Genomic DNA, 17,315 nt, shown 5'->3' on the forward strand with positions numbered 1-17,315 from the left:
ACCTGTCATGTTCTAACGTGACATCCTCTCACGTTCCCCCCAGGGAGGACCTGCATGGCCGAAACGCGCCTAGCGCCTGACAGACGGGTGTCCGCGGGCTGGATGTCCCTGCTGGCGCTGGCCCAGATGGGGGTCATCATGGCGATGACCGTCGGAAACCAGATCCTGCTCCCCTCCCACGTGGCGCGCATCGATCCGCAGCACAAGGAGGCGTCGCTGGCGGTGGTCTTCGCCGTGGCCGCCGTCTGCACGATCGTGGCCAACCCGCTGTTCGGCGCCCTGTCCGACCGCACCCGCGCCCGGATGGGCCGGCGCCGCCCCTGGGTCGCCGGCGGCGCGCTGGTCTGCGCCGCGTCCCTGGTCTTCCTGTCCCGCCAGGACTCCCTGGCCGGGCTGGTCGTCGGCTGGGCGGTCGCCCAGCTCGCCTTCACCGCCGCCCTGGCCACCGCCATCGCCACCGTGCCCGACCAGGTGCCGATCAGCCAGCGGGGCAAGGCGTCGGCGCTGGCGGGCGTGGGCCAGCTCGCCGGGCCGCTGCTGGGCGGCGTCGTGGTCACCGTCGTGGCGACCGGCTCGCAGGCCGGGTTCGTCGCGATGGCCGTCCTGGTGCTGCTGCTGGTGCTGCCGTTCAGCCTGTTCACCAAGGAGCCCGCGAGCGCGCCGGCCGACCTGCCGCCGTTCGGGCTGCGCGCGCTGCTGCGCAGCTTCAAGGTGAGCCCGCGCAAGCACCCCGATTTCGCCTGGGCCTGGCTGAGCCGCTTCCTGATCACCCTCACCCTCGCCATGGCGATCGGCTACCTGCAGTACTACCTGCGCGACGGCGTCGGCTACGAGGCGCTCTTCCCCGGCTCCACCGTCGAGCAGGGCGTCGTGGTGCTGGTCGCGGTCTTCACGCTGAGCAGCGTCGCGCCCACCCTGGTCGCGGGCTGGTTGTCGGACCGGTTCGGCAACCGCAGGACGGCCGTCTTCGTCGGCGGGCTCACGATGGCCGCCTCCGGGCTCGTGCTGACCTTCCTGACCAGCTGGCCCGCCGCCATCGCCGCCAGCGTCCTGCTCGGCGCGGGCTACGGCATGTTCGCCGCCGTGGACCAGGCCATGGTCACCCAGCTCCTGCCCGCCGACGCCGACCGCGGCAAGGACCTGGGGATCGTCAGCCTGGCCAACTCCGCCTCCAGCACGTTCGGGCCGGTCATCGCCGCGCCCCTGGTCACCTCCGCGGGCGGTTACCCGCTCATGTACGCCGTCGCGGCGGCCTTCGCCGCGCTCGGCGCCTGCCTCATCTGGAGAATCCGCAGTGTCCGATAACGCAGTGCCCGACCGATCCGCAGTCTTCGACGGCGACGCCTGGTGGCGCGAGGCCGTCGTCTACCAGATCTACCCCCGCAGCTTCGCCGACGCCGACGGCGACGGCCAGGGCGACCTGCCCGGCGCGCTGGCCCGCCTGGACCACCTGGCCGACCTGGGCGTGGACGCCGTCTGGCTGAGCCCGTTCTACCCCTCGCCGCTGGCCGACGGCGGCTACGACGTCGCCGACTACACCGACGTGGACCCCCGCTACGGCACGCTGGCCGACTTCGACGCCTACGTCGCCGCGGCCACCGCCCGGGACATCAAGGTCATCGTCGACATCGTGCCCAACCACTGCTCCGCCGCCCACCCGCGCTTCCGGCAGGCGCTGGCCGCCGGCCCCGGCAGCCCCGAGCGCGACTGGTTCGTCTTCCGCGACGAGCCCAACAACTGGCAGTCCATGTTCGGCGGCCCCGCCTGGACCCGGACCCCCGACGGCCAGTGGTACCTGCACCTGTTCGACTCCGCCCAGCCCGACTGGAACTGGCGGCACCCCGGCGTCACCGCCATGTTCGAGGACGTGCTGCGGTTCTGGCTGGACCGCGGCGTGTCCGGGTTCCGCATCGACGTGGCCGCCATGCTGTTCAAGGAGGACGGCCTGTCCGACGTCGTCCCCGGCAGCCAGGGCGCGCCGCTGGCGCCCGGACAGTCCGCGGTGCCGTACGAGCACCAGCCCGAACTGCTGGAGCTGTACCGGTCCTGGCGCAAGATCCTGGCCGCCTACCCCGGGCCGCGCGGCACGGTGGCCGAGATCTGGTTCGCCGACCCCGCCCAGGCCCGGCCCTACCTCACCGGCGACGGCCTGGCCCAGCTGTTCAACTTCCGCCTGATGCCCCTGCCGTGGTCGGCCGGGGAGTTCCGCGCGGTGATCGAGGAGTCGTACCGGCTGGCCCGCGAGACGGGCGGGTCGATCCCCTGGGTGCTGGGCAACCACGACGTGCCGCGGATGGCGACCAGGTTCGGCATCGACCAGGACCTCGTCCGCGCCCCCACCGCCGACGTGCTGCTCGGGAAGGTCGCCGTCGACCGCGAGCTCGGGCTCAGGCGCGCCCGCGCCGCGACGCTGCTGCTGCTCGCCCTGCCCGGCGCCGCCTACCTCTACCAGGGCGACGAGCTGGGCCTGCCTGAATATCTGGACATGCCGGATGAGGCGCGGCAGGACCCGATGTTCGAGCGCACCGGCCGCGCCTTCATCGGCAGGGACGGCTGCCGCGTGCCGCTGCCCTGGTCGGGCACGTCCGCGCCGTACGGGTTCGGTCCGGGCGGCACGTGGCTGCCCCAGCCGGCCGACTGGGCCCACCTCACCGTCGCCGCCCAGCGGGACGACCCCGGCTCCACCCTCAACCTCCACCGCGCCGCCATCGCCCTGCGCCGCGAGCATCCCGCGCTCGGCGACGGCGACCTGACCTGGCTCGACGCGCCGCCCGGCGTGCTGGCCCTGCGCCGCGAGCCCGGCTTCACGCTCATGGTCAACTTCGGCCCGGACGCGGTGCCGCTGCCCCCGCACCACGACGTCCTGCTGGCCAGCGGCCCCCTGGACGGCGGCGTCCTGCCCGCCGACACGGCGGTGTGGCTCTCGTGACCGGCGACCCGATCCCGCTGCCGGAGTACCCCCGCCCCCAGCTCGTCCGCGACAGCTACGTCAACCTCAACGGCCGCTGGCGATACGCGATCAACGACGGCGCGCGGCCCGGGGCCTACGACGGCGACATCCTCGTGCCGTACTCGCCGGAGGCGCCGCTGTCCGGCGTCGGCCGCCAGCTCCTGCCGGGGGAGACCCTGTGGTACCGCCGCACGTTCGAACCGCCCGCCGGGCCCGCCGGCGGTCGGGTGCTGCTGCACTTCGGCGCCGTGGACCAGACCTGCCGGGTGTGGGTCAACGACGTCGAGGTGGGCGGCCACAGCGGCGGCTATCTGCCGTTCTCCTTCGACGTCACCGACGCGCTGACCGAGGGCGCCAACACCCTCGACGTGGCCGTCCGGGACGACAGCGACACCGGCTGGCAGTCGCGCGGCAAGCAGCGGCTGCGCCGCGGCGGCATCTGGTACACCGCCCAGTCGGGCATCTGGCAGACCGTCTGGGCCGAGCGCGTGCCGGAGCCGCACGTGGAACGGCTCACGCTGACGCCCGTGCTCGCCGAGGAGTGCGTCGAGGTGACCGTGCACGCCGCGGGCGGCCAGGCCGAGGTCGAGATCCTCGCCGACGGCCAGGTGGCGGCCCGCGCCACCGTCCCCGCCGGCCGGCCGGTGCGCGTCCCGCTGCCCGGCGCGCGCCCGTGGAGCCCCGAGGACCCCTTCCTGTACGACGTGAGCGTTTCGCTCGGCCAAGACCGCGTCCGCGGCTACGTCGGCATGCGCTCCTTCTCCGTCGGCCCCGACGCCGGCGGCGTGCCCCGGCTGCTGCTGAACGGCCGGCCGTACTTCCACGCCGGGATCCTCGACCAGGGCTACTGGCCCGACGGCCTCTACACGCCGCCCTCCGACGAGGCCATGGTCGACGACATCGTCATGATGAAGCAGCTCGGCTTCACCATGCTGCGCAAGCACATCAAGATCGAGCCGCTGCGCTGGTACCACCACTGCGACCGGCTCGGCATGCTCGTCTGGCAGGACCTGGTCAACGGCGGCGAGAGCTACCGGCCGCTGGTCGTCACCACCCCCGCGCTGCTGCCGCTGCGCCTGGACGACCGCCGCCACCACCGCTTCGGACGGGCCGACGCCGCCGGGCGGGCCGCGTTCGAGGCCGAGCTGCGCGAGACCGTCGAGCACCTGCGCAACGTGGTCGGCCTGGCGGTCTGGGTGCCGTTCAACGAGGGGTGGGGCCAGTTCGACGCCGCGCGGATCGCCGCCGAGCTGGCCCGGCTCGACCCCACCCGCACGATCGACCACGCCAGCGGCTGGCACGACCAGCGCGCGGGCGACCTGCTCAGCCTGCACGTCTACTTCCGCCGCTTCCGGCCGCCCCGCCCGGACGGCCGCGTCCTGGCCCTGACGGAGTACGGTGGCTACAGCCTGGCCGTCGAGGGCCGCACCTGGGGCGAGAAGGAGTTCGGCTACCGGCGTTACCGCACCGCCGAAGAGCTGGGCGCGGCGTTCGTCCGGCTGCACGAGGAGCAGATCGTCCCGGCCATCCGCCAGGGCCTGAGCGCCACCGTCTACACCCAGCTCTCCGACGTCGAGGACGAGCTGAACGGCCTGCTCACCTACGACCGGGCCGAGCTGAAGCTGCCCGCCGACCTCATCCGCTCCGTCACGAGGAGGCTCGCCTTCCATGACCACCCATGAACGGGAGCTCACCGCCCCCGCCGACCTGTGCCTGCCCGGCGGGCGGCTGAACCCCGCCGCGGTCGGCTGGACCCGCACGCCGCTGCACCGGGCCAACCTGCGCGGCTGGGGACGGCGCAAGCGCTGGGAGTACTGGGGCGTCGTCACCCCCTCACACATCATCGGCCTGGTGGCCTCCTCGCTGGACTACGCCGGGGTGCACGGCGTCTACGTGCTCGACCGGGCCGGCGGCGCGGAGTTCGCCAAGGACGTCGTCGTGCCGCTGGCCCGCGGCGCCGTCTTCCCCGACCGCAGCGGCGCCGGCACGGTGTCCGTGCGCGGCGGCGGGCTGGCGATCGACATCCGGCAGGACCCGGCCGCCACCGTCATCCGCGCCACCGCCCCCGGCGTGCGGATCGACCTGGAGGTGCCGCTGCCGCAGGGCCACGAGTCGCTCGGCGTCGTGGTCCCCTGGGGGCCGAACCGGTTCCAGTACACGGTCAAGGACGTCGGCCGCCCGGCCCGCGGACGGCTGCGCCTCGGCCAGGACGAGTTCGCGATCGACCCCGCCGACTCCTTCGCCGTGCTCGACCACGGCCGGGGCAAGTGGCCGTACGCGGTGACCTGGAACTGGGCGGCCGGCAGCGGGCCCGGCAGGTCCGTCCAGCTCGGCGGCAAGTGGACCGACGGCACCGGCGTCACCGAGAACGCCCTGTTCACCGGCGGCCGGCTGCACAAGATCGGCGACGAGCTGGAGTGGACCTACGACCGCGGCGACTGGCTGCGCCCCTGGCGGATCAGCGGCCCGCGGGTCGAGGTGGAGTTCCGGCCGTTCCACGAGAAGGTGGCCCGTACCCAGCTCGGCGTGGTGGCCAACGAGACCCACCAGTGCTTCGGCCACTTCTCCGGCCGCGTCCAGGACGACGACGGCGCGTGGGTGGACCTCGACGGCCTCACCGGCTGGGCCGAGGAGGCGCGCAACCGCTGGTAGCGGGCACAGCAAAACCCCCGGGCGTCGCCCGGGGGTTTTCACCGTGAGAAGGGGTCAGGCGCTCTTGCGCCGCTGGGCACGCAGGACCGCGAGCCTCTCGTTGAGCACCTCTTCCAAATCCTCGATGGACCGCCGCTCCAGCAGCATGTCCCAATGAGTCCGTGGGGGCTTGGTCTTCTTCGACTCCGGCTGCTCACCGTCGACCCGCACCGCGGTCGCGCCGCACATGCGGCACTCCCAGGTAGCGGGGATCTCGGCCTCGGCGGCAAGCGGAACCTCGAAGCGATGGCCCTTAGGACAGGTGTAGGACACCTCCTGGCGTGGGGCCAGATCCGTGTTACGGTCGTTCTCGTAGCTGGTTGCCCCGAGCCGGGTGCCACGAAGCGCGCGCTCGCCCATGTCTAAATGCCTCCTACAGGGCCCCCATACGTGGGGGGTCTGTCTCCCACGGTGTCTAACGCTTGGTACCGTGATGGGATTCCCACCCGCGGGGTGATCCAATCGCGCTTGGGGCCTCGGTTATTCGAGTCCGCTCCCAGCGGTGCCGCTTCCTCAGGCCGCGACGGTCGTCCGCGGGGCTCTGAGCAGGCTCGCCGCCAGCCACAACCCGCCGATCATGACGAGCGCCCCGTGCGCGATCCGCACCGGGTACGGGCCGAAGAACTGCGGGATGAACAGCGCCAGACCCAGCGCGAGCGCCGTCCCGGCCCCCTTGGGCAGGATCCCCGAACGCCACACGGCCACGGCCGCCATCACCGTGCCGGCGCCCAGCAGCGCCAGCCCGGCGGCGAACATGGTGACCGCCGCCGGGGCGAAGCGGAACTGCTCGGCCAGCTCCATCAGCGCGGGCGCGCCGTCGCGCAGCGAACGTTGCGCGATGACGTGCAGGCCGAAGTCCTCGGCCCCGTAGTAGGGGAGGGTCAGGCCGGCGCCGGCCCAGGTCACCGCGGCCGCGCGCAGCGACAGGCGGTCGCCGAGCACCCGGTGCAGGCCGAGCGTGCCCAGTCCGAGCAGGACGAACCCGAGCATCGCGGCCAGATGGCCGGTGACCCAGGCGGTCGAGGCCATGGCGGCGGCGTCGTCGCCGGACGGCCGTACCACCGGGTAGACGAACAGCAGGACGCCGCCGAGGGCGAAGGCGGCGGAGGTGAGGCGGGGGGAGGTCATGGGTGACTCCTGGCTGAGGGCGTTGCTCTGTTGTGAGAGCAATGCTCTCGTGGCAGGTGTTCTCCTGTCAAGAGCACTGCTCTCTCTTTAGAGCGACGGCCGCAGCCTGCGTCTCAGGCCAGCAGCGGCACCAGGGTCCGGTCGCCGAACCTCGTCATCGCGGCCAGCGGCGCGGAGGCCGCCTTCACCAGCAGCGGAAGGCCCGGCCTGCCCTTGTCCCTGGCGATGCGGGGGCCCAGGGCGGCCATCAGCGCGGTCAGTCCCGGCAGCGGCCTGATCCACATGGTGATCTCCCGGACCAGGCCGTCGTCGTCCAGTTCGAGCTGGGCCACCTCGTGCAGCGGCTGGCGGCCCACCCGGGCGGTCGCCGTGAGCATGCGGGTGCGGTCATCGCCGATGTCGCTCTGGTAGCGCAGGTCCGACAGCACGTCGAAGACGGCTTCGAACAGCGCTCCGACCTGGGGCAGGCCCTCGAAGCCGGCCCGGTGGCTCAGCGGCGAGTGGAACACCACGCCGTCGGCGAGGGTGGCCTTGAGTGCCTGGGCGTCGTGCGCCTCGCCGGCCCGGCGGTACGCGCCGGCGGGTGAGTCCTGAATGTGAACTGTCATGGGTTCACATTATCAACCCACTATCATGGGTGCATGAACAGGTTCGGTGAGATGCACTGCTCCATCGCCCAGGCCGTCGGCGTCATCGGCGAGCCGTGGACCCCGCTGATCCTGCGCGACCTGTTCCTCGGCCTGCGCAGGTTCGACGACCTCGCCGAGGACCTGGGCATCTCGCGCAACCTGCTGGCCCGCCGGCTCGACCATCTCGTCGCCACCGGCGTCGTGGAGAAGCGCCCCTACCAGGAGCGTCCGGTGCGGCACGAATACCTGCTGACCGAGGCCGGGCGTGACGTCGTGCCCGCGCTGCTGACGCTCATGGCCTGGGGCGACCGGTGGTCCACCCCGCCCGGCGGGCCGCCCGCGCTGCTCGTCCACTCCTGCGGGCGGGAGTTCACGCCCGTCGTCACCTGCCCCCACTGCGGCGGCGAGGCCACCGCCGAGACCGTGCTGCCGATGCCCGGTCCCGGCGCCGCCCGGGGGCCGGGCACCATGGTCCTGGCCGCCGATCTGTGACGTTGCGTGTTTGACGCGCGACCCTTCGTGAGAGGACTCTCATGGCCCGCTCACGGCCGCCCCACGGCGGCCGCGCAGGCTTCAGGGGACCGCGACGTCGATCAGGAGGCGTAGATGGATCTCATGCCACGCTGGGCCGCGGCGGTCGCCGCGCTCGCGTTCGTCCTCGCCGGGGGAGGGGTGCTGCTTCCGGCCCAGGCGGCGGCCGGGCCGCCCCCGGCGCTCGCCCTGGCCGCCCACGACGGCGACGACGATGACAGTGACGACAGTGACGACGGCGACGACGACGCGGCCCCCCGGTCCGGGCGGCACGAACCGGCCAGGAAGCAGGCCCACGCCCCGCGCCGGGACGACGACGTCGAGGCCATCCCCGGCCTGGAGGCCCGCGACTCCCGGCCCCCCGAGCCCGTCACCCGCCCGGCCCAGGCTCCCGGACGGGCCGAGATCCGGCTGGAGAGCGGCACCATGACCAGCGGCGGGCACGTCGGCCCGCTGGTGCTGCTGGCCATCCTGGGCACCGGCGCCCTGGTGGGCACCTCGTACTGGCTCTCGCGCCGCTACGGCCCCTGACGCGGGTCAGATCCGCGAGGGGACCTCGTTGCCGGCCGCCCTGATGGCCTTGGGCAGGTTCGTCAGGGCGAGCAGCACGAAGCCCACCACGAAGAATATGATCATGGACACGATGGCGATCCGGTAGCTGTTGGTGACCTGCAGCGCGATCGTCACCGTCAGCGACCCGATGAACGCCGACCCCTTGTCGCTGATCTGCAGCAGGCTGAAGTACTCCGCCTCCCGCCCCTTCGGGATCACCTGCGAGAACAACGACCGCGACAGCGCCTGCGTGCCGCCCAGCACGATCGCGATGGCGAAGGCCATCAGGTAGAACTGCAGCGCCTGCCCCTCGCCGACGAACATCGCCACCACCACGATCCCGGTCCACAGCACCAGGCTGGCCAGCACCGTGCGCTTGGTGCCGAAGCCGCGCGCCAGCCACCCCAGCAGCAGCGCCCCGAAGAACGCCACGAACTGCACCATCAGGATCGCCGTGATCTGTACGGTCTTGTCCAGCTTGAGCGCCTCGGAGGCGAACGCCGCGCTGTTGCCGATGACCGTCTGCACGCCGTCGTTGTAGACCAGGTAGGCCACCAGGAACAGCAGCGTCAGCGGGTACCGCCGCAGCTCGGCCAGCGTACGGCCGAGCTGGCGGAAGCTCCCGCGCACCGAGCGCAGCGCCGTGGTCTCGTGCGCCGCCACGGGACGGTTGCGCAGCCGCAGCAGCGGAATGACGGTGAACGTCGCCCACCACAGGCCGGCGGACATCATGCTGATGCGCACCGCCATGCCCTCGCTCAGCCCGAGGCTGTCGTGCTGCAGGAACAGCGCGAGGTTGAGCAGGAGCAGCAGCCCGCCGCCGAGGTAGCCGATCGCCCAGCCGCGCGAGGAGACCCCGTCGCGCTCCTCGGGGGTGGAGATCTGCGGCAGGAAGGAGTCGTAGACCACCACGGAGGAGCCGTAGGCGAGGTTGGCCACCACGAACAGCACGCCGCCCAGCAGGTAGCGGTCGCCCTCGACGAAGTACAGGCCCATGGTGGCCAGCGCGCCGGCGTAGGCGAACCCGCCGAGCAGCTCCCGCTTGCGGCCGGTGTGGTCGGCCAGCGCGCCCACGATGGGCAGGAACACGATCTGCAGGAACACCGCCACCGTCAGCGTCAGCCCGAAGAAGGCAGCGGGCCTGATGTCGGCGCCGAGCACGTCGACGTACCCCAGGCCGGGGTGGCGCAGGACCAGCGCGTCGAACTGGGACGCGCACGTCCCGGGCGCCAGGGCGGGGAAGTCCTTCGCGCAGGCCGCGGTCCTGGCGACCGGGATCAGGTACGGGCCCAGGAAGACCGAGATGATCGTGGTGTAGAAGGCCGAGTTGGCCCAGTCGTAGAAGTACCAGCCGCGTTGCTCGCGGCGGCGCGCCGCGGGGGAGTCGTCGAGGGCCGCGGGGGGTGCGGTGGAGGCCATGGTGTCGTGTCGCTCCTCTGCGGCCGGGGGCCGGGGGGCCTCGCGCGGCCCGGCCACGGGGTGGGGTCATGCCTGACGAAGTGCCCATCTTCGCAGGTCGTGGGTCACGTCCACGTGTCGTGCACATGACCTTACAGTGATCACCTCAGGAGAGGAAGGTCGCCGCCGGCGGGCCGGTCAGGCCGCCATGCCGCGCGGGTGCCACAGGCCCCGCCGTTCGAGGACCTCGCGCAGGCCGGTGACGTTGTCGGTCATGATCCCGTCGACGCCGAGGTCGAGCAGGTGCTCCATGCGGACGGTGTCGTTGATCGTCCACACGTGCACCTGCATGCCGATGGCGTGGGCGGTGCGGACCAGGCGGCGGGTGGTGACGCGCAGGCCGCGGAAGCCGATCGGCACCTGCGCGCACGGGATCCCGGCGCGCGACAGGCGGGCCAGCAGCCGGCCGTAGCCGGAGGTGGCGGCGGCGGCCCGCAGCGCTGCCACGCCGCGCGGGCCGAGCGCCGAGCACACCTCGCGGCCCATGGCGGCCCTGGCCATGACCAGGCGCTCGTCGGAGAAGGAGGTCAGGCAGACGCGGTCGTAGGCGTTGGTGCGCCGGACCGCCCCGGCCAGCGGCGCGATGGCCGCCGCCTCCTTGACGTCGATGTTGAAGCGCACCTGCGGCCACGTGCCGAGCAGGTCCTCCAGCAGCGGGATCTCGTGCACGCCGGCGATGCGGGCCTGCCGGACCTCCCGGTAGGGCAGCTCGGAGATGCGGCCCCGCCGGTCGGTCACCCGGTCGAGGGTGTGGTCGTGGAAGGCCAGCAGCACGCCGTCGGCGGTGGCGTGCGCGTCGGTCTCCAGGTAGTCGTAGCCGAGCCCGACCGCGCGTTCGAAGGCCGCCAGGGAGTTCTCGGCGCCCTCCAGCGCGCCGCCGCGGTGGGCGAAGGCCAGCGGCCCCGGATGGTCGAGAAAGGCGAAACGACGGCTGAGCACGACCCGGTGTCCCTTCCGATGGTGGACGGTTCGGTCACGGTTCGGGGAGATTCTCCCACTCCTGGCGGCGCGCCTCGGCCAGCGCGATGGCCGCGGCCACCGACACGTTGAACGAGCCCACCCGGCCGACCTGCGGGATGTAGCAGACGCCGTCGACGGCCTCCAGCAGGGCGGGGGAGCAGCCGTGGTCCTCGCTGCCGACCACCAGGCACACGTCGCGGCCGAGGTCGGCGCGGTGCAGCGGCACGGCCTCGCCGGTCAGCTCGATGGCCAGCACGGCGTAGCCGTCGTCCTTGGCGGCCTTGACCGCCTCGGTGGCCGGGACCGGCTCGTGCCAGGTGACCAGGCGCTCGGTGCCGAGCGCCGTCTTGCCCGCCTTGGGGTTGGTGGGCGGCGTGGCGTTGCCCGCCAGCCAGATCTGGTCGACGCCGAACGCCGCGGCGCTGCGGAAGATCGAGCCGACGTTGAACGGGCCCGTCACCGACTCCAGGATCAGCGCGAGCCGGTTGTCGGTGTTCCTGCGCCAGGTGCGGTTGAGCCGCTTGACGTCGGTGGGGCGCAGCTGCCTTCTCATCGGGCCACCTTCAATATGCGGTAGGCGGCTCGGGAGGCCTCGCGGGAGGCCTGCCAGCCCTGCTCGCCGAGCCAGCGCTGCAGGGAGTCCGAGCCGAGGTGTTTCTGGACGACCAGGTAGGCGACGCCGTCGGGCGTCAGCCGGGTGAGCCACCTGGTGAGCATCTTGTGCAGAGCCGGCTTGCCAATCCGGATGGCGGGATTGGACCAGATGGCCCGAAATTTCACGTCATCCGGCACTTCATCAACATGAACAGGTCTTACTTTGTAAAGGCCGGCGGCCTGGGCGTTCCGCCCGGTCAGCTCCAGGCTGCGCCGGTTCACGTCGACGGCCCACACCGTCGCCCCTGGCGCCCGCGAGGCCATCGTCAGCGCGATGGGCCCGTAGCCGCAGCCCAGGTCGAGCAGGTCGCCCTCCTGCGGCGGCGGCGGGACGGACTCCAGCAGCGCGCGCGTGCCGACGTCGACCCGGTCGGGTGAGAACACGCCCCGGTCGGTCTCCAGCCGCAGGTGCAGGTCGGGCAGGACCAGGTCGACCGAGCCCGGCCTGCTCGCGGTCTCGGGACGTTCGGAGAAGTAGTGGGCCACGTGGGAAAACGTTACGGGATGCGGGTGCCGAACAAGACCGCGGCGCCGGCCACCAGCAGCCCGAGCACGATCGCGGCCACGATGAACCACTGGGTGATCTCCTGGCTGACCAGCTTGAACCCCAGCGAGGTGCCGATCTGCTCGTAGACGTCGCGCAGCTCGCTGCCGGACTCGGCGGCGTAGGCCCGGCCGCTGGTGCCGTCGGAGAGCGACTGCAGGGTCTGCTTGTTGACCGGGACGTTCACGGGCCTGCCGTCGATGTCGACGGTGCCCTCCTGGGTGCCGTACGCGATGGTGGAGACCGGGACGTGGGCCTGCTGGGCGGCCTCGATGGCCTCGTTCACCGACCGGCCGGAGGTGTTGTCGCCGTCGGACAGCAGCACGATCGCGGCGGGCGGCGGGTCGGTGGCGGCCTGCTGGTCGAAGGAGCGCACCGAGTCGAGGGAGTTGAAGACGGCCTCGCCGATCGCGGTGCCGGGCCGGGTGGTCAGGTTGCCGATGGCGGTGACGACGGCCTGGTGGTCGGTGGTGGGCGAGATGACGACGTTGGCCGAGCGGGCGAAGGACACCACGCCGACGTTGAAGCGGTCGGGCAGCTCCCTGGCGAACGCCTGGGCGGCTGCCTTGGCGGCGCTGATCCGGTTGGGCTGCACGTCGCCGGCGTCCATGGACAGGGAGACGTCGAGGGCGATCATGATGGTGGCGCGGTCGCGGGGGACGCGTACCTGGTCGGCGGGTTTGGCGGCGCCGACCACCAGGAACGACATCATGACCAGGAACAGCGCCGGAGGCACGTGCCGGCGCCAGCCCGGCCCGGCGGGGGCGACGAGGTTGAGCAGCGCCAGGTTGGTGAAGCGCACGGTGTAGCGGCGGCGGGCGAACTGCGCCACGACGTATCCGGCCACCAGCAGCGCCACCAGCACGAACAGCCACAACCAGCCGGGGGCGAGAAACGTCATACGGGTCTCCGGTGGGCGAGGTGGCTCATGCGGCGCTGGCGCAGGACGAACTGCGCCACGTCGAACACCCAGTCCCTGTCGGTCCGCAGCACCAGGTGGGCGATCCCGGCGCGGCGCAGGGCGAGCCGGGTGCCCTCACGCTGGAGGGCGGCGGCTTCTGCATATGCTTGCCGGACTTTGGGAGAAAGGTGCACTTCACGTACGTTCCCGGTCTCGGGATCGGTGAACGCCACCCGGCCGACGTCCGGCAGCTCCAGCTCGCGCGGGTCGATGACCTCCACGGCCAGCACCTGGTGTCGGGAGGCCAGCCGCCTGATCGGGCGCTCCCAGGGGCGTTCGGCGTCGGGGTCGAGCTCGGGGCGGTCGTCGAGGAAGTCGGAGACGACCAGGCGCAGGCCCCTGCGGCGGCGGGTGGCCGCCAGCACGTCGATGCCCTCGGCCAGGTCGGGGGCGTCGGGCACGGCCCGGCCGCGCGGGGCGTCCATGAGGGAGTTGAGCAGCCCGTACAGGGCCGGGCGGCCGGTACGGGCGGGCATGCGGTGGATGTACTCCTCGTGCAGCACCAGCGCGCCGAACCGGTCGCCCATGCGGCTGGACAGGAAGCCGATCGCGCCGACGGCGGCCACGACCAGGTCGCGCTTGTCGGTGTCGGCGGTGCCGAAGTCCATGCTGGCCGACAGGTCGGCCAGCGCCCAGGTCTCCAGCTCGCGGTCGGCGATGAGGTCGCGGACATGGGGGACGGTCGTGCGGGCGGTGACGGCCCAGTCCATGCGGCGCACGTCGTCCTCGCCGGGCACGTACAGGCGGCTGTCGCCGGTCTCGCTGCCGGTGCCGGGCAGCAGCCCCTGGTGGGCGCCGTGCAGCAGGCCGTCGAGCCGCCGCGTGACGGTCAGCTCCAGCCGTCGCAGCGCCTGCTCGCCGGTGTTCAACGGTTCTGGTTCCAGACGACCAGGGGTGGCGGCACGGCGTGCAGGATCTGCTTGACGACCTGCTCGGGATCGACGCCGTCGGCCAGGGCGTCGAAGGTCAGCATGAGCCGGTGGGACATGACGTCGACGGCCACGTCGCGCACGTCGTCGGGCAGCAGGTAGTCGCGGCCGCGCAGCAGGGCCAGCGCGCGCCCGGCCGAGACCAGGCCGAGCGTGGCGCGCGGGCTGACGCCGATCTCGATCGTCTCGGCCAGGTCGCCCAGCCCGTAGTCGGCGGGCGCGCGGGTGGACATGACCAGGCGCACCACGTAGTCGGCCACGAGCTGGTGCACCGAGACCTGCTCGGCGGCCTGCTGCAGGGCCAGCAGCCTGGCCGGGTCGAGCACCCGGTCGGGCACGGGCGGCGTGACGCTCATCCGGTGCAAGATCTCCAGCTCCTCGTGCGCGCTGGGGTGCGGCACCCGCACGCGGAACAGGAAACGGTCGCGCTGCACCTCGGGCAGCGGGTAGACGCCCTCGGACTCGATCGGGTTCTGGGTGGCCAGCACGATGAAGGGCCTGGGCAGCGGATGGGTGACGCCGGCCAGCGTGACCTGGCGCTCGGCCATCACCTCCAGCAGCGCCGACTGCACCTTGGCCGGGGCGCGGTTGATCTCGTCGGCCAGCAGGAAGTTGACGAACACCGGACCCAGCTCGACGTCGAACTTCTCGTTGGAGGGGTGGAAGACGCGGGTGCCGACGATGTCGCTCGGCACGAGGTCGGGCGTGAACTGGATCCGGGCGAACGTGCCGCCCACGACGGTGGCCAGGGTGGAGGCGGCCAGGGTCTTGGCGACGCCCGGCACGCCTTCGAGCAGACAGTGACCGCGGGCCAGCAGGGCCACGACCAGCCGTTCGACCATGTGCTCCTGTCCCACGATGACACGCCGGACCTCGTCGAGACTTCGACGCAGCAGGGCCGCGTCGTTTCCGCCTGGCAACTCTTCGGCGACGCTCATGACGCCATTCCACCAAACGCGCCGCGAACGTGCACGACGCCACGTCTGTGCTTTCATGGCAAACGTGGCAAGTCCCCTGCAGTACGGTGATCCGCCCCAGCTGGGGCGCTACGTCGTGCAGGCCCGCCTGCACACGGCCCCGGCCGGGTTCGTCTACCTGGGACAGGGACCCGACGGGCGCGCGGTGTCGCTGGCCGTGCTCACCCGGGGCGCCGCCCTCGACGCGGCGGCGCGCGACCGGTTCCTGACCGCGATCAAGGAGGCGTCCGGGCGGTCCGGCGGGCGCGGGTGGCTGGGGCTCGGCCGGGGGCGCGCCTCGGTGCTCGACGGGACGCCCGAGGTGCTCGACGTGCACGACGGTCCCGCGCCGTGGGTGGCGGTGCCGTACGCGCCGGGGCAGCCGGGGGCCGAACGGTTCCTGGACCCGGTCATGGTGGGCGGGACGTTCATCGGGCAGGCGCACGGGCCGGACTTCGTGCCGTACTGGCTGACCGACCGCGCGCCCGCGCTGCCGGGGCCGCTGGCACGGCGGCTGCCGCTGACCGAGACGCGGCGGCGGGTGCTGCTGGCCGCCCTCGCGCTGGCGATCCTGCTGGTGCTGGTCACGACGATCCTGCTGTTGCTGCTGTTCGGCAGGCGCGACAGCGAGCCGATGCCCCGCCAGCTCCCGCCGACGGTGTTCGTGCCCACGCCGCCGCCCACGCCCGCCACGCCGGTGCCGGAGGAGCCCTCGCCGTCGCGGTCGCCGTCGCCGACGCGCACCGGTCCCGGCACGCCGGGGCAGTCGCCGGGCGATGAACTGGGCGAGTCGCCGCTTTAATGCGTTTGAGCCTCACGTTACGTGAGGCTTTAGCGTCCGTGGCATGGAGTTCATCGTTCACGACACGCTCACGGCCATGGCGGACCTGCTCGCCCGGCCGCTCGCCGACCGGCCCGACGCGCTGCGGGAGATGCTGGCACCGATCCGGCCGGCGATCCCGGTGCCCGGCGACATCGTCGACGTCCACCACCAGGGCGGCGGCTTCCGCGTCGACGCCGAGGACGCCCGGTACCTGCCCGCCGTCCAGGCCATGATCGAGGCCGACGTGCTCGGCCAGGTGCGCAGGGAGCTGGAGCGCGCCTCCCACGCGCTGAAGGAGGCCAGGCAGGCGTCCTCGCTGCAGGTGATGTTCGTGCTCGGCGACCCCGGCAACGAGCACCTGATGAAGGTCAGCGGCGGCTACTACGGGATGGGCGGCTCGCCCGGCTGGCTGTACCTGCTGGGCTGGCCGTCGGAGGAGGTCATCGGCCGGATCGCGCACTGTGCGGTGCACGAGTTCCACCACAACGTGCGCTACACCAACGTCGAGTGGGACCCGCGGACGGTCACCGTGGGCGAGCACGTGGTGGCCGAGGGGCTGGCCGAGGCGTTCGTCAGGGAGCTGTCCGGCCCGGAGGCCATGGGCCCCTGGTCGCGGATGGTGACGGGGGAGGAGCTGGAGCGCGCCGACAAGATGATCATGGATGCGTTCGACCTGCAGGGCATGGCGAACACCCCGGCGTACGTGCTGGGCGACAGCGCCATGCGGCTCTTCGGCGGGCAGCCCCGCGGCGTTCCCGACATGGCGGGTTACGCGGTGGGCCTGCGCCTGGTGGACCGGGCCCTGGCCGAGAAGGGGCTGAGCGCCGCCGAGGCCACCCTGCTGCCGGCCGCGCGGCTGCTCGACCGGCCTCAGCCGGGCGAGACGAACCCCGACTCGTAGGCGGCGATCACGGCCTGCGTGCGGTCGCGCGCGCCCAGCTTGGCCAGGACGTTGCCGACGTGCGTCTTGACGGTCTCCTGGCTGACGACCAGCTCGGCGGCGATCTCGGTGTTGGACATGCCCCTGGTCATCAGCCGCAGCACGTCGCCCTCGCGGCCGGTGAGCCGGTCGATCCCCGGCACGTGGGCGCGCGGGCGGCGGCCGGCCAGGGTGCGGATCGCGGCCGGGAACAGCAGCGACTCCCCGGCCGCCACCAGCCTGATCGCCTGGAGCAGGTCGTCCGGTCTGGTGCGTTTGAGCAGGAAGCCGCTCGCCCCGGCGCGCAGGGCGTCGTAGACGTGGTCGTCGTTCTCGAACGTGGTCACGACCAGGACCTTGGGCGGGTCGTCGAGCGCCACGAGCCGCCGGGTGGCCTGGATGCCGTCCATGGCGGGCATGCGGACGTCCATCAGCACGACGTCGGGGCGCTCGCGGCGGACGACCGGCAGGACCGCGGCGCCGTCCCCGGCCTCGCCGACCACGCGCAGGCCGGGCTCGGCGTCGATGATGACGCGCAGCCCGGCGCGGATGAGGTCCTCGTCGTCGGCGATCACGACCTTGAGTGTCATGCCCCTGACCGTAGCGGCACCCGTGCGGAGAGGGTTCGGG

At 72.6% G+C, this 17,315-nt stretch carries 19 protein-coding genes; 8 read left to right on the forward strand and 11 right to left on the reverse strand.

From position 1 onward, the window contains the following. The first annotated feature begins 54 nt into the window (after positions 1-54). The 4 genes from ACIBST_RS22220 to ACIBST_RS22235 are packed head-to-tail and all read left to right on the forward strand — an operon-like array spanning position 55 to position 5,602. Complete coding sequence (locus tag ACIBST_RS22220) at positions 55-1,305, forward strand: MFS transporter (protein WP_397174111.1); 1,251 nt, start codon at positions 55-57, stop codon at positions 1,303-1,305. After that, the gene (locus ACIBST_RS22225) at positions 1,295-2,929 is read left to right on the forward strand and encodes an alpha-amylase family glycosyl hydrolase (RefSeq protein ID WP_397174112.1); all 1,635 of its coding nucleotides are present in this window, start codon (positions 1,295-1,297) and stop codon (positions 2,927-2,929) included. The genes ACIBST_RS22220 and ACIBST_RS22225 overlap by 11 nt, the downstream gene beginning before the upstream one ends. Then, on the forward strand, positions 2,926-4,632 hold the full coding sequence (locus tag ACIBST_RS22230) for a glycoside hydrolase family 2 protein (protein WP_397174114.1): 1,707 nt from the start codon (positions 2,926-2,928) through the stop codon (positions 4,630-4,632). Before ACIBST_RS22225 ends, ACIBST_RS22230 begins: the two co-directional genes overlap by 4 nt. Next, the gene (locus ACIBST_RS22235) at positions 4,619-5,602 is read left to right on the forward strand and encodes a DUF2804 domain-containing protein (protein ID WP_397174116.1); all 984 of its coding nucleotides are present in this window, start codon (positions 4,619-4,621) and stop codon (positions 5,600-5,602) included. The genes ACIBST_RS22230 and ACIBST_RS22235 overlap by 14 nt, the downstream gene beginning before the upstream one ends. 54 nt (positions 5,603-5,656) lie before the next feature. Here ACIBST_RS22235 and ACIBST_RS22240 read toward each other — a convergent pair whose 3' ends face one another. The 3 genes from ACIBST_RS22240 to ACIBST_RS22250 form a co-directional block, all read right to left on the reverse strand. Next, entirely contained in the window at positions 5,657-6,001 is a 345-nt protein-coding gene (locus ACIBST_RS22240; RefSeq protein ID WP_043625492.1) for an RNA polymerase-binding protein RbpA, read from the reverse strand. A gap of 153 nt (positions 6,002-6,154) precedes the next feature. After that, on the reverse strand, positions 6,155-6,769 hold the full coding sequence (locus tag ACIBST_RS22245; RefSeq protein ID WP_397174118.1) for a hypothetical protein: 615 nt from the start codon (positions 6,767-6,769) through the stop codon (positions 6,155-6,157). Positions 6,770-6,882: 113 nt separating this feature from the next. After that, the gene (locus ACIBST_RS22250; protein WP_397174120.1) at positions 6,883-7,377 is read right to left on the reverse strand and encodes a nuclear transport factor 2 family protein; all 495 of its coding nucleotides are present in this window, start codon (positions 7,375-7,377) and stop codon (positions 6,883-6,885) included. 33 nt (positions 7,378-7,410) lie between these two features. Between ACIBST_RS22250 and ACIBST_RS22255 the strand changes: the two genes are divergently transcribed. Further along, on the forward strand, positions 7,411-7,890 hold the full coding sequence (locus tag ACIBST_RS22255; protein WP_352350760.1) for a helix-turn-helix domain-containing protein: 480 nt from the start codon (positions 7,411-7,413) through the stop codon (positions 7,888-7,890). A 114-nt stretch (positions 7,891-8,004) separates the two neighbouring features. Beyond that, the gene (locus ACIBST_RS22260) at positions 8,005-8,460 is read left to right on the forward strand and encodes a hypothetical protein (RefSeq protein WP_397174122.1); all 456 of its coding nucleotides are present in this window, start codon (positions 8,005-8,007) and stop codon (positions 8,458-8,460) included. 6 nt (positions 8,461-8,466) lie between these two features. On the opposite strand, the gene ACIBST_RS22265 is transcribed toward ACIBST_RS22260, so the two are convergent. The 7 genes from ACIBST_RS22265 to ACIBST_RS22295 form a co-directional block, all read right to left on the reverse strand. Further along, positions 8,467-9,900: an MFS transporter gene (locus ACIBST_RS22265; protein ID WP_397174124.1), complete on the reverse strand. Its 1,434-nt coding sequence runs from the start codon at positions 9,898-9,900 to the stop codon at positions 8,467-8,469. A gap of 177 nt (positions 9,901-10,077) precedes the next feature. Then, positions 10,078-10,878: a glycerophosphodiester phosphodiesterase family protein gene (locus ACIBST_RS22270; protein WP_397174126.1), complete on the reverse strand. Its 801-nt coding sequence runs from the start codon at positions 10,876-10,878 to the stop codon at positions 10,078-10,080. A gap of 34 nt (positions 10,879-10,912) precedes the next feature. Then, a complete protein-coding gene (locus tag ACIBST_RS22275; RefSeq protein ID WP_352350753.1) occupies positions 10,913-11,452 on the reverse strand; it encodes a TrmH family RNA methyltransferase in 540 nt (179 codons plus the stop codon). Then, positions 11,449-12,039 (reverse strand): class I SAM-dependent methyltransferase, encoded by a 591-nt coding sequence (locus ACIBST_RS22280; RefSeq protein ID WP_397174128.1) that lies wholly within the window; start codon positions 12,037-12,039, stop codon positions 11,449-11,451. Before ACIBST_RS22280 ends, ACIBST_RS22275 begins: the two co-directional genes overlap by 4 nt. An 11-nt stretch (positions 12,040-12,050) precedes the next feature. Continuing rightward, positions 12,051-12,998, reverse strand: coding sequence for a VWA domain-containing protein (locus ACIBST_RS22285; RefSeq protein ID WP_397174130.1), 948 nt, complete (start codon positions 12,996-12,998; stop codon positions 12,051-12,053). Then, positions 12,995-13,927, reverse strand: a complete 933-nt coding sequence (locus ACIBST_RS22290) for a DUF58 domain-containing protein (protein ID WP_397174132.1) — start codon at positions 13,925-13,927, stop codon at positions 12,995-12,997. Before ACIBST_RS22290 ends, ACIBST_RS22285 begins: the two co-directional genes overlap by 4 nt. Next, the gene (locus ACIBST_RS22295) at positions 13,924-14,925 is read right to left on the reverse strand and encodes a MoxR family ATPase (protein WP_352328096.1); all 1,002 of its coding nucleotides are present in this window, start codon (positions 14,923-14,925) and stop codon (positions 13,924-13,926) included. The genes ACIBST_RS22290 and ACIBST_RS22295 overlap by 4 nt, the downstream gene beginning before the upstream one ends. A 55-nt stretch (positions 14,926-14,980) precedes the next feature. On the opposite strand from ACIBST_RS22295, the gene ACIBST_RS22300 reads away from it, so the two are divergent. Next, a complete protein-coding gene (locus ACIBST_RS22300) occupies positions 14,981-15,745 on the forward strand; it encodes a hypothetical protein (protein WP_397174134.1) in 765 nt (254 codons plus the stop codon). A gap of 43 nt (positions 15,746-15,788) precedes the next feature. Beyond that, on the forward strand, positions 15,789-16,667 hold the full coding sequence (locus ACIBST_RS22305) for a DUF2268 domain-containing protein (protein WP_397174136.1): 879 nt from the start codon (positions 15,789-15,791) through the stop codon (positions 16,665-16,667). On the opposite strand, the gene ACIBST_RS22310 is transcribed toward ACIBST_RS22305, so the two are convergent. Continuing rightward, positions 16,637-17,275: a response regulator gene (locus ACIBST_RS22310; protein WP_397174137.1), complete on the reverse strand. Its 639-nt coding sequence runs from the start codon at positions 17,273-17,275 to the stop codon at positions 16,637-16,639. The genes ACIBST_RS22305 and ACIBST_RS22310 overlap by 31 nt on opposite strands. Positions 17,276-17,315: the final 40 nt, after the last annotated feature.

This window comes from Nonomuraea sp. NPDC049684 (assembly GCF_044465345.1).
Lineage (GTDB): Bacteria > Actinomycetota > Actinomycetes > Streptosporangiales > Streptosporangiaceae > Nonomuraea.

What these genes read in the sequence shown, in the direction of transcription:
- ACIBST_RS22295 (WP_352328096.1), bottom strand. Translation starts at nt 14,925, where the DNA reads ATGAGCGTCGCCGAAGAGTTGCCAGGCGGAAACGACGCGGCCCTGCTG.
- ACIBST_RS22300 (WP_397174134.1), top strand. Translation starts at nt 14,981, where the DNA reads ATGGCAAACGTGGCAAGTCCCCTGCAGTACGGTGATCCGCCCCAGCTG.
- ACIBST_RS22260 (WP_397174122.1), top strand. Translation starts at nt 8,005, where the DNA reads ATGGATCTCATGCCACGCTGGGCCGCGGCGGTCGCCGCGCTCGCGTTC.
- ACIBST_RS22255 (WP_352350760.1), top strand. Translation starts at nt 7,411, where the DNA reads ATGAACAGGTTCGGTGAGATGCACTGCTCCATCGCCCAGGCCGTCGGC.
- ACIBST_RS22265 (WP_397174124.1), bottom strand. Translation starts at nt 9,900, where the DNA reads ATGGCCTCCACCGCACCCCCCGCGGCCCTCGACGACTCCCCCGCGGCG.
- ACIBST_RS22245 (WP_397174118.1), bottom strand. Translation starts at nt 6,769, where the DNA reads ATGACCTCCCCCCGCCTCACCTCCGCCGCCTTCGCCCTCGGCGGCGTC.
- ACIBST_RS22220 (WP_397174111.1), top strand. Translation starts at nt 55, where the DNA reads ATGGCCGAAACGCGCCTAGCGCCTGACAGACGGGTGTCCGCGGGCTGG.
- ACIBST_RS22275 (WP_352350753.1), bottom strand. Translation starts at nt 11,452, where the DNA reads ATGAGAAGGCAGCTGCGCCCCACCGACGTCAAGCGGCTCAACCGCACC.
- ACIBST_RS22310 (WP_397174137.1), bottom strand. Translation starts at nt 17,275, where the DNA reads ATGACACTCAAGGTCGTGATCGCCGACGACGAGGACCTCATCCGCGCC.
- ACIBST_RS22240 (WP_043625492.1), bottom strand. Translation starts at nt 6,001, where the DNA reads ATGGGCGAGCGCGCGCTTCGTGGCACCCGGCTCGGGGCAACCAGCTAC.
- ACIBST_RS22285 (WP_397174130.1), bottom strand. Translation starts at nt 12,998, where the DNA reads ATGACGTTTCTCGCCCCCGGCTGGTTGTGGCTGTTCGTGCTGGTGGCG.
- ACIBST_RS22235 (WP_397174116.1), top strand. Translation starts at nt 4,619, where the DNA reads ATGACCACCCATGAACGGGAGCTCACCGCCCCCGCCGACCTGTGCCTG.
- ACIBST_RS22250 (WP_397174120.1), bottom strand. Translation starts at nt 7,377, where the DNA reads ATGACAGTTCACATTCAGGACTCACCCGCCGGCGCGTACCGCCGGGCC.
- ACIBST_RS22305 (WP_397174136.1), top strand. Translation starts at nt 15,789, where the DNA reads ATGGAGTTCATCGTTCACGACACGCTCACGGCCATGGCGGACCTGCTC.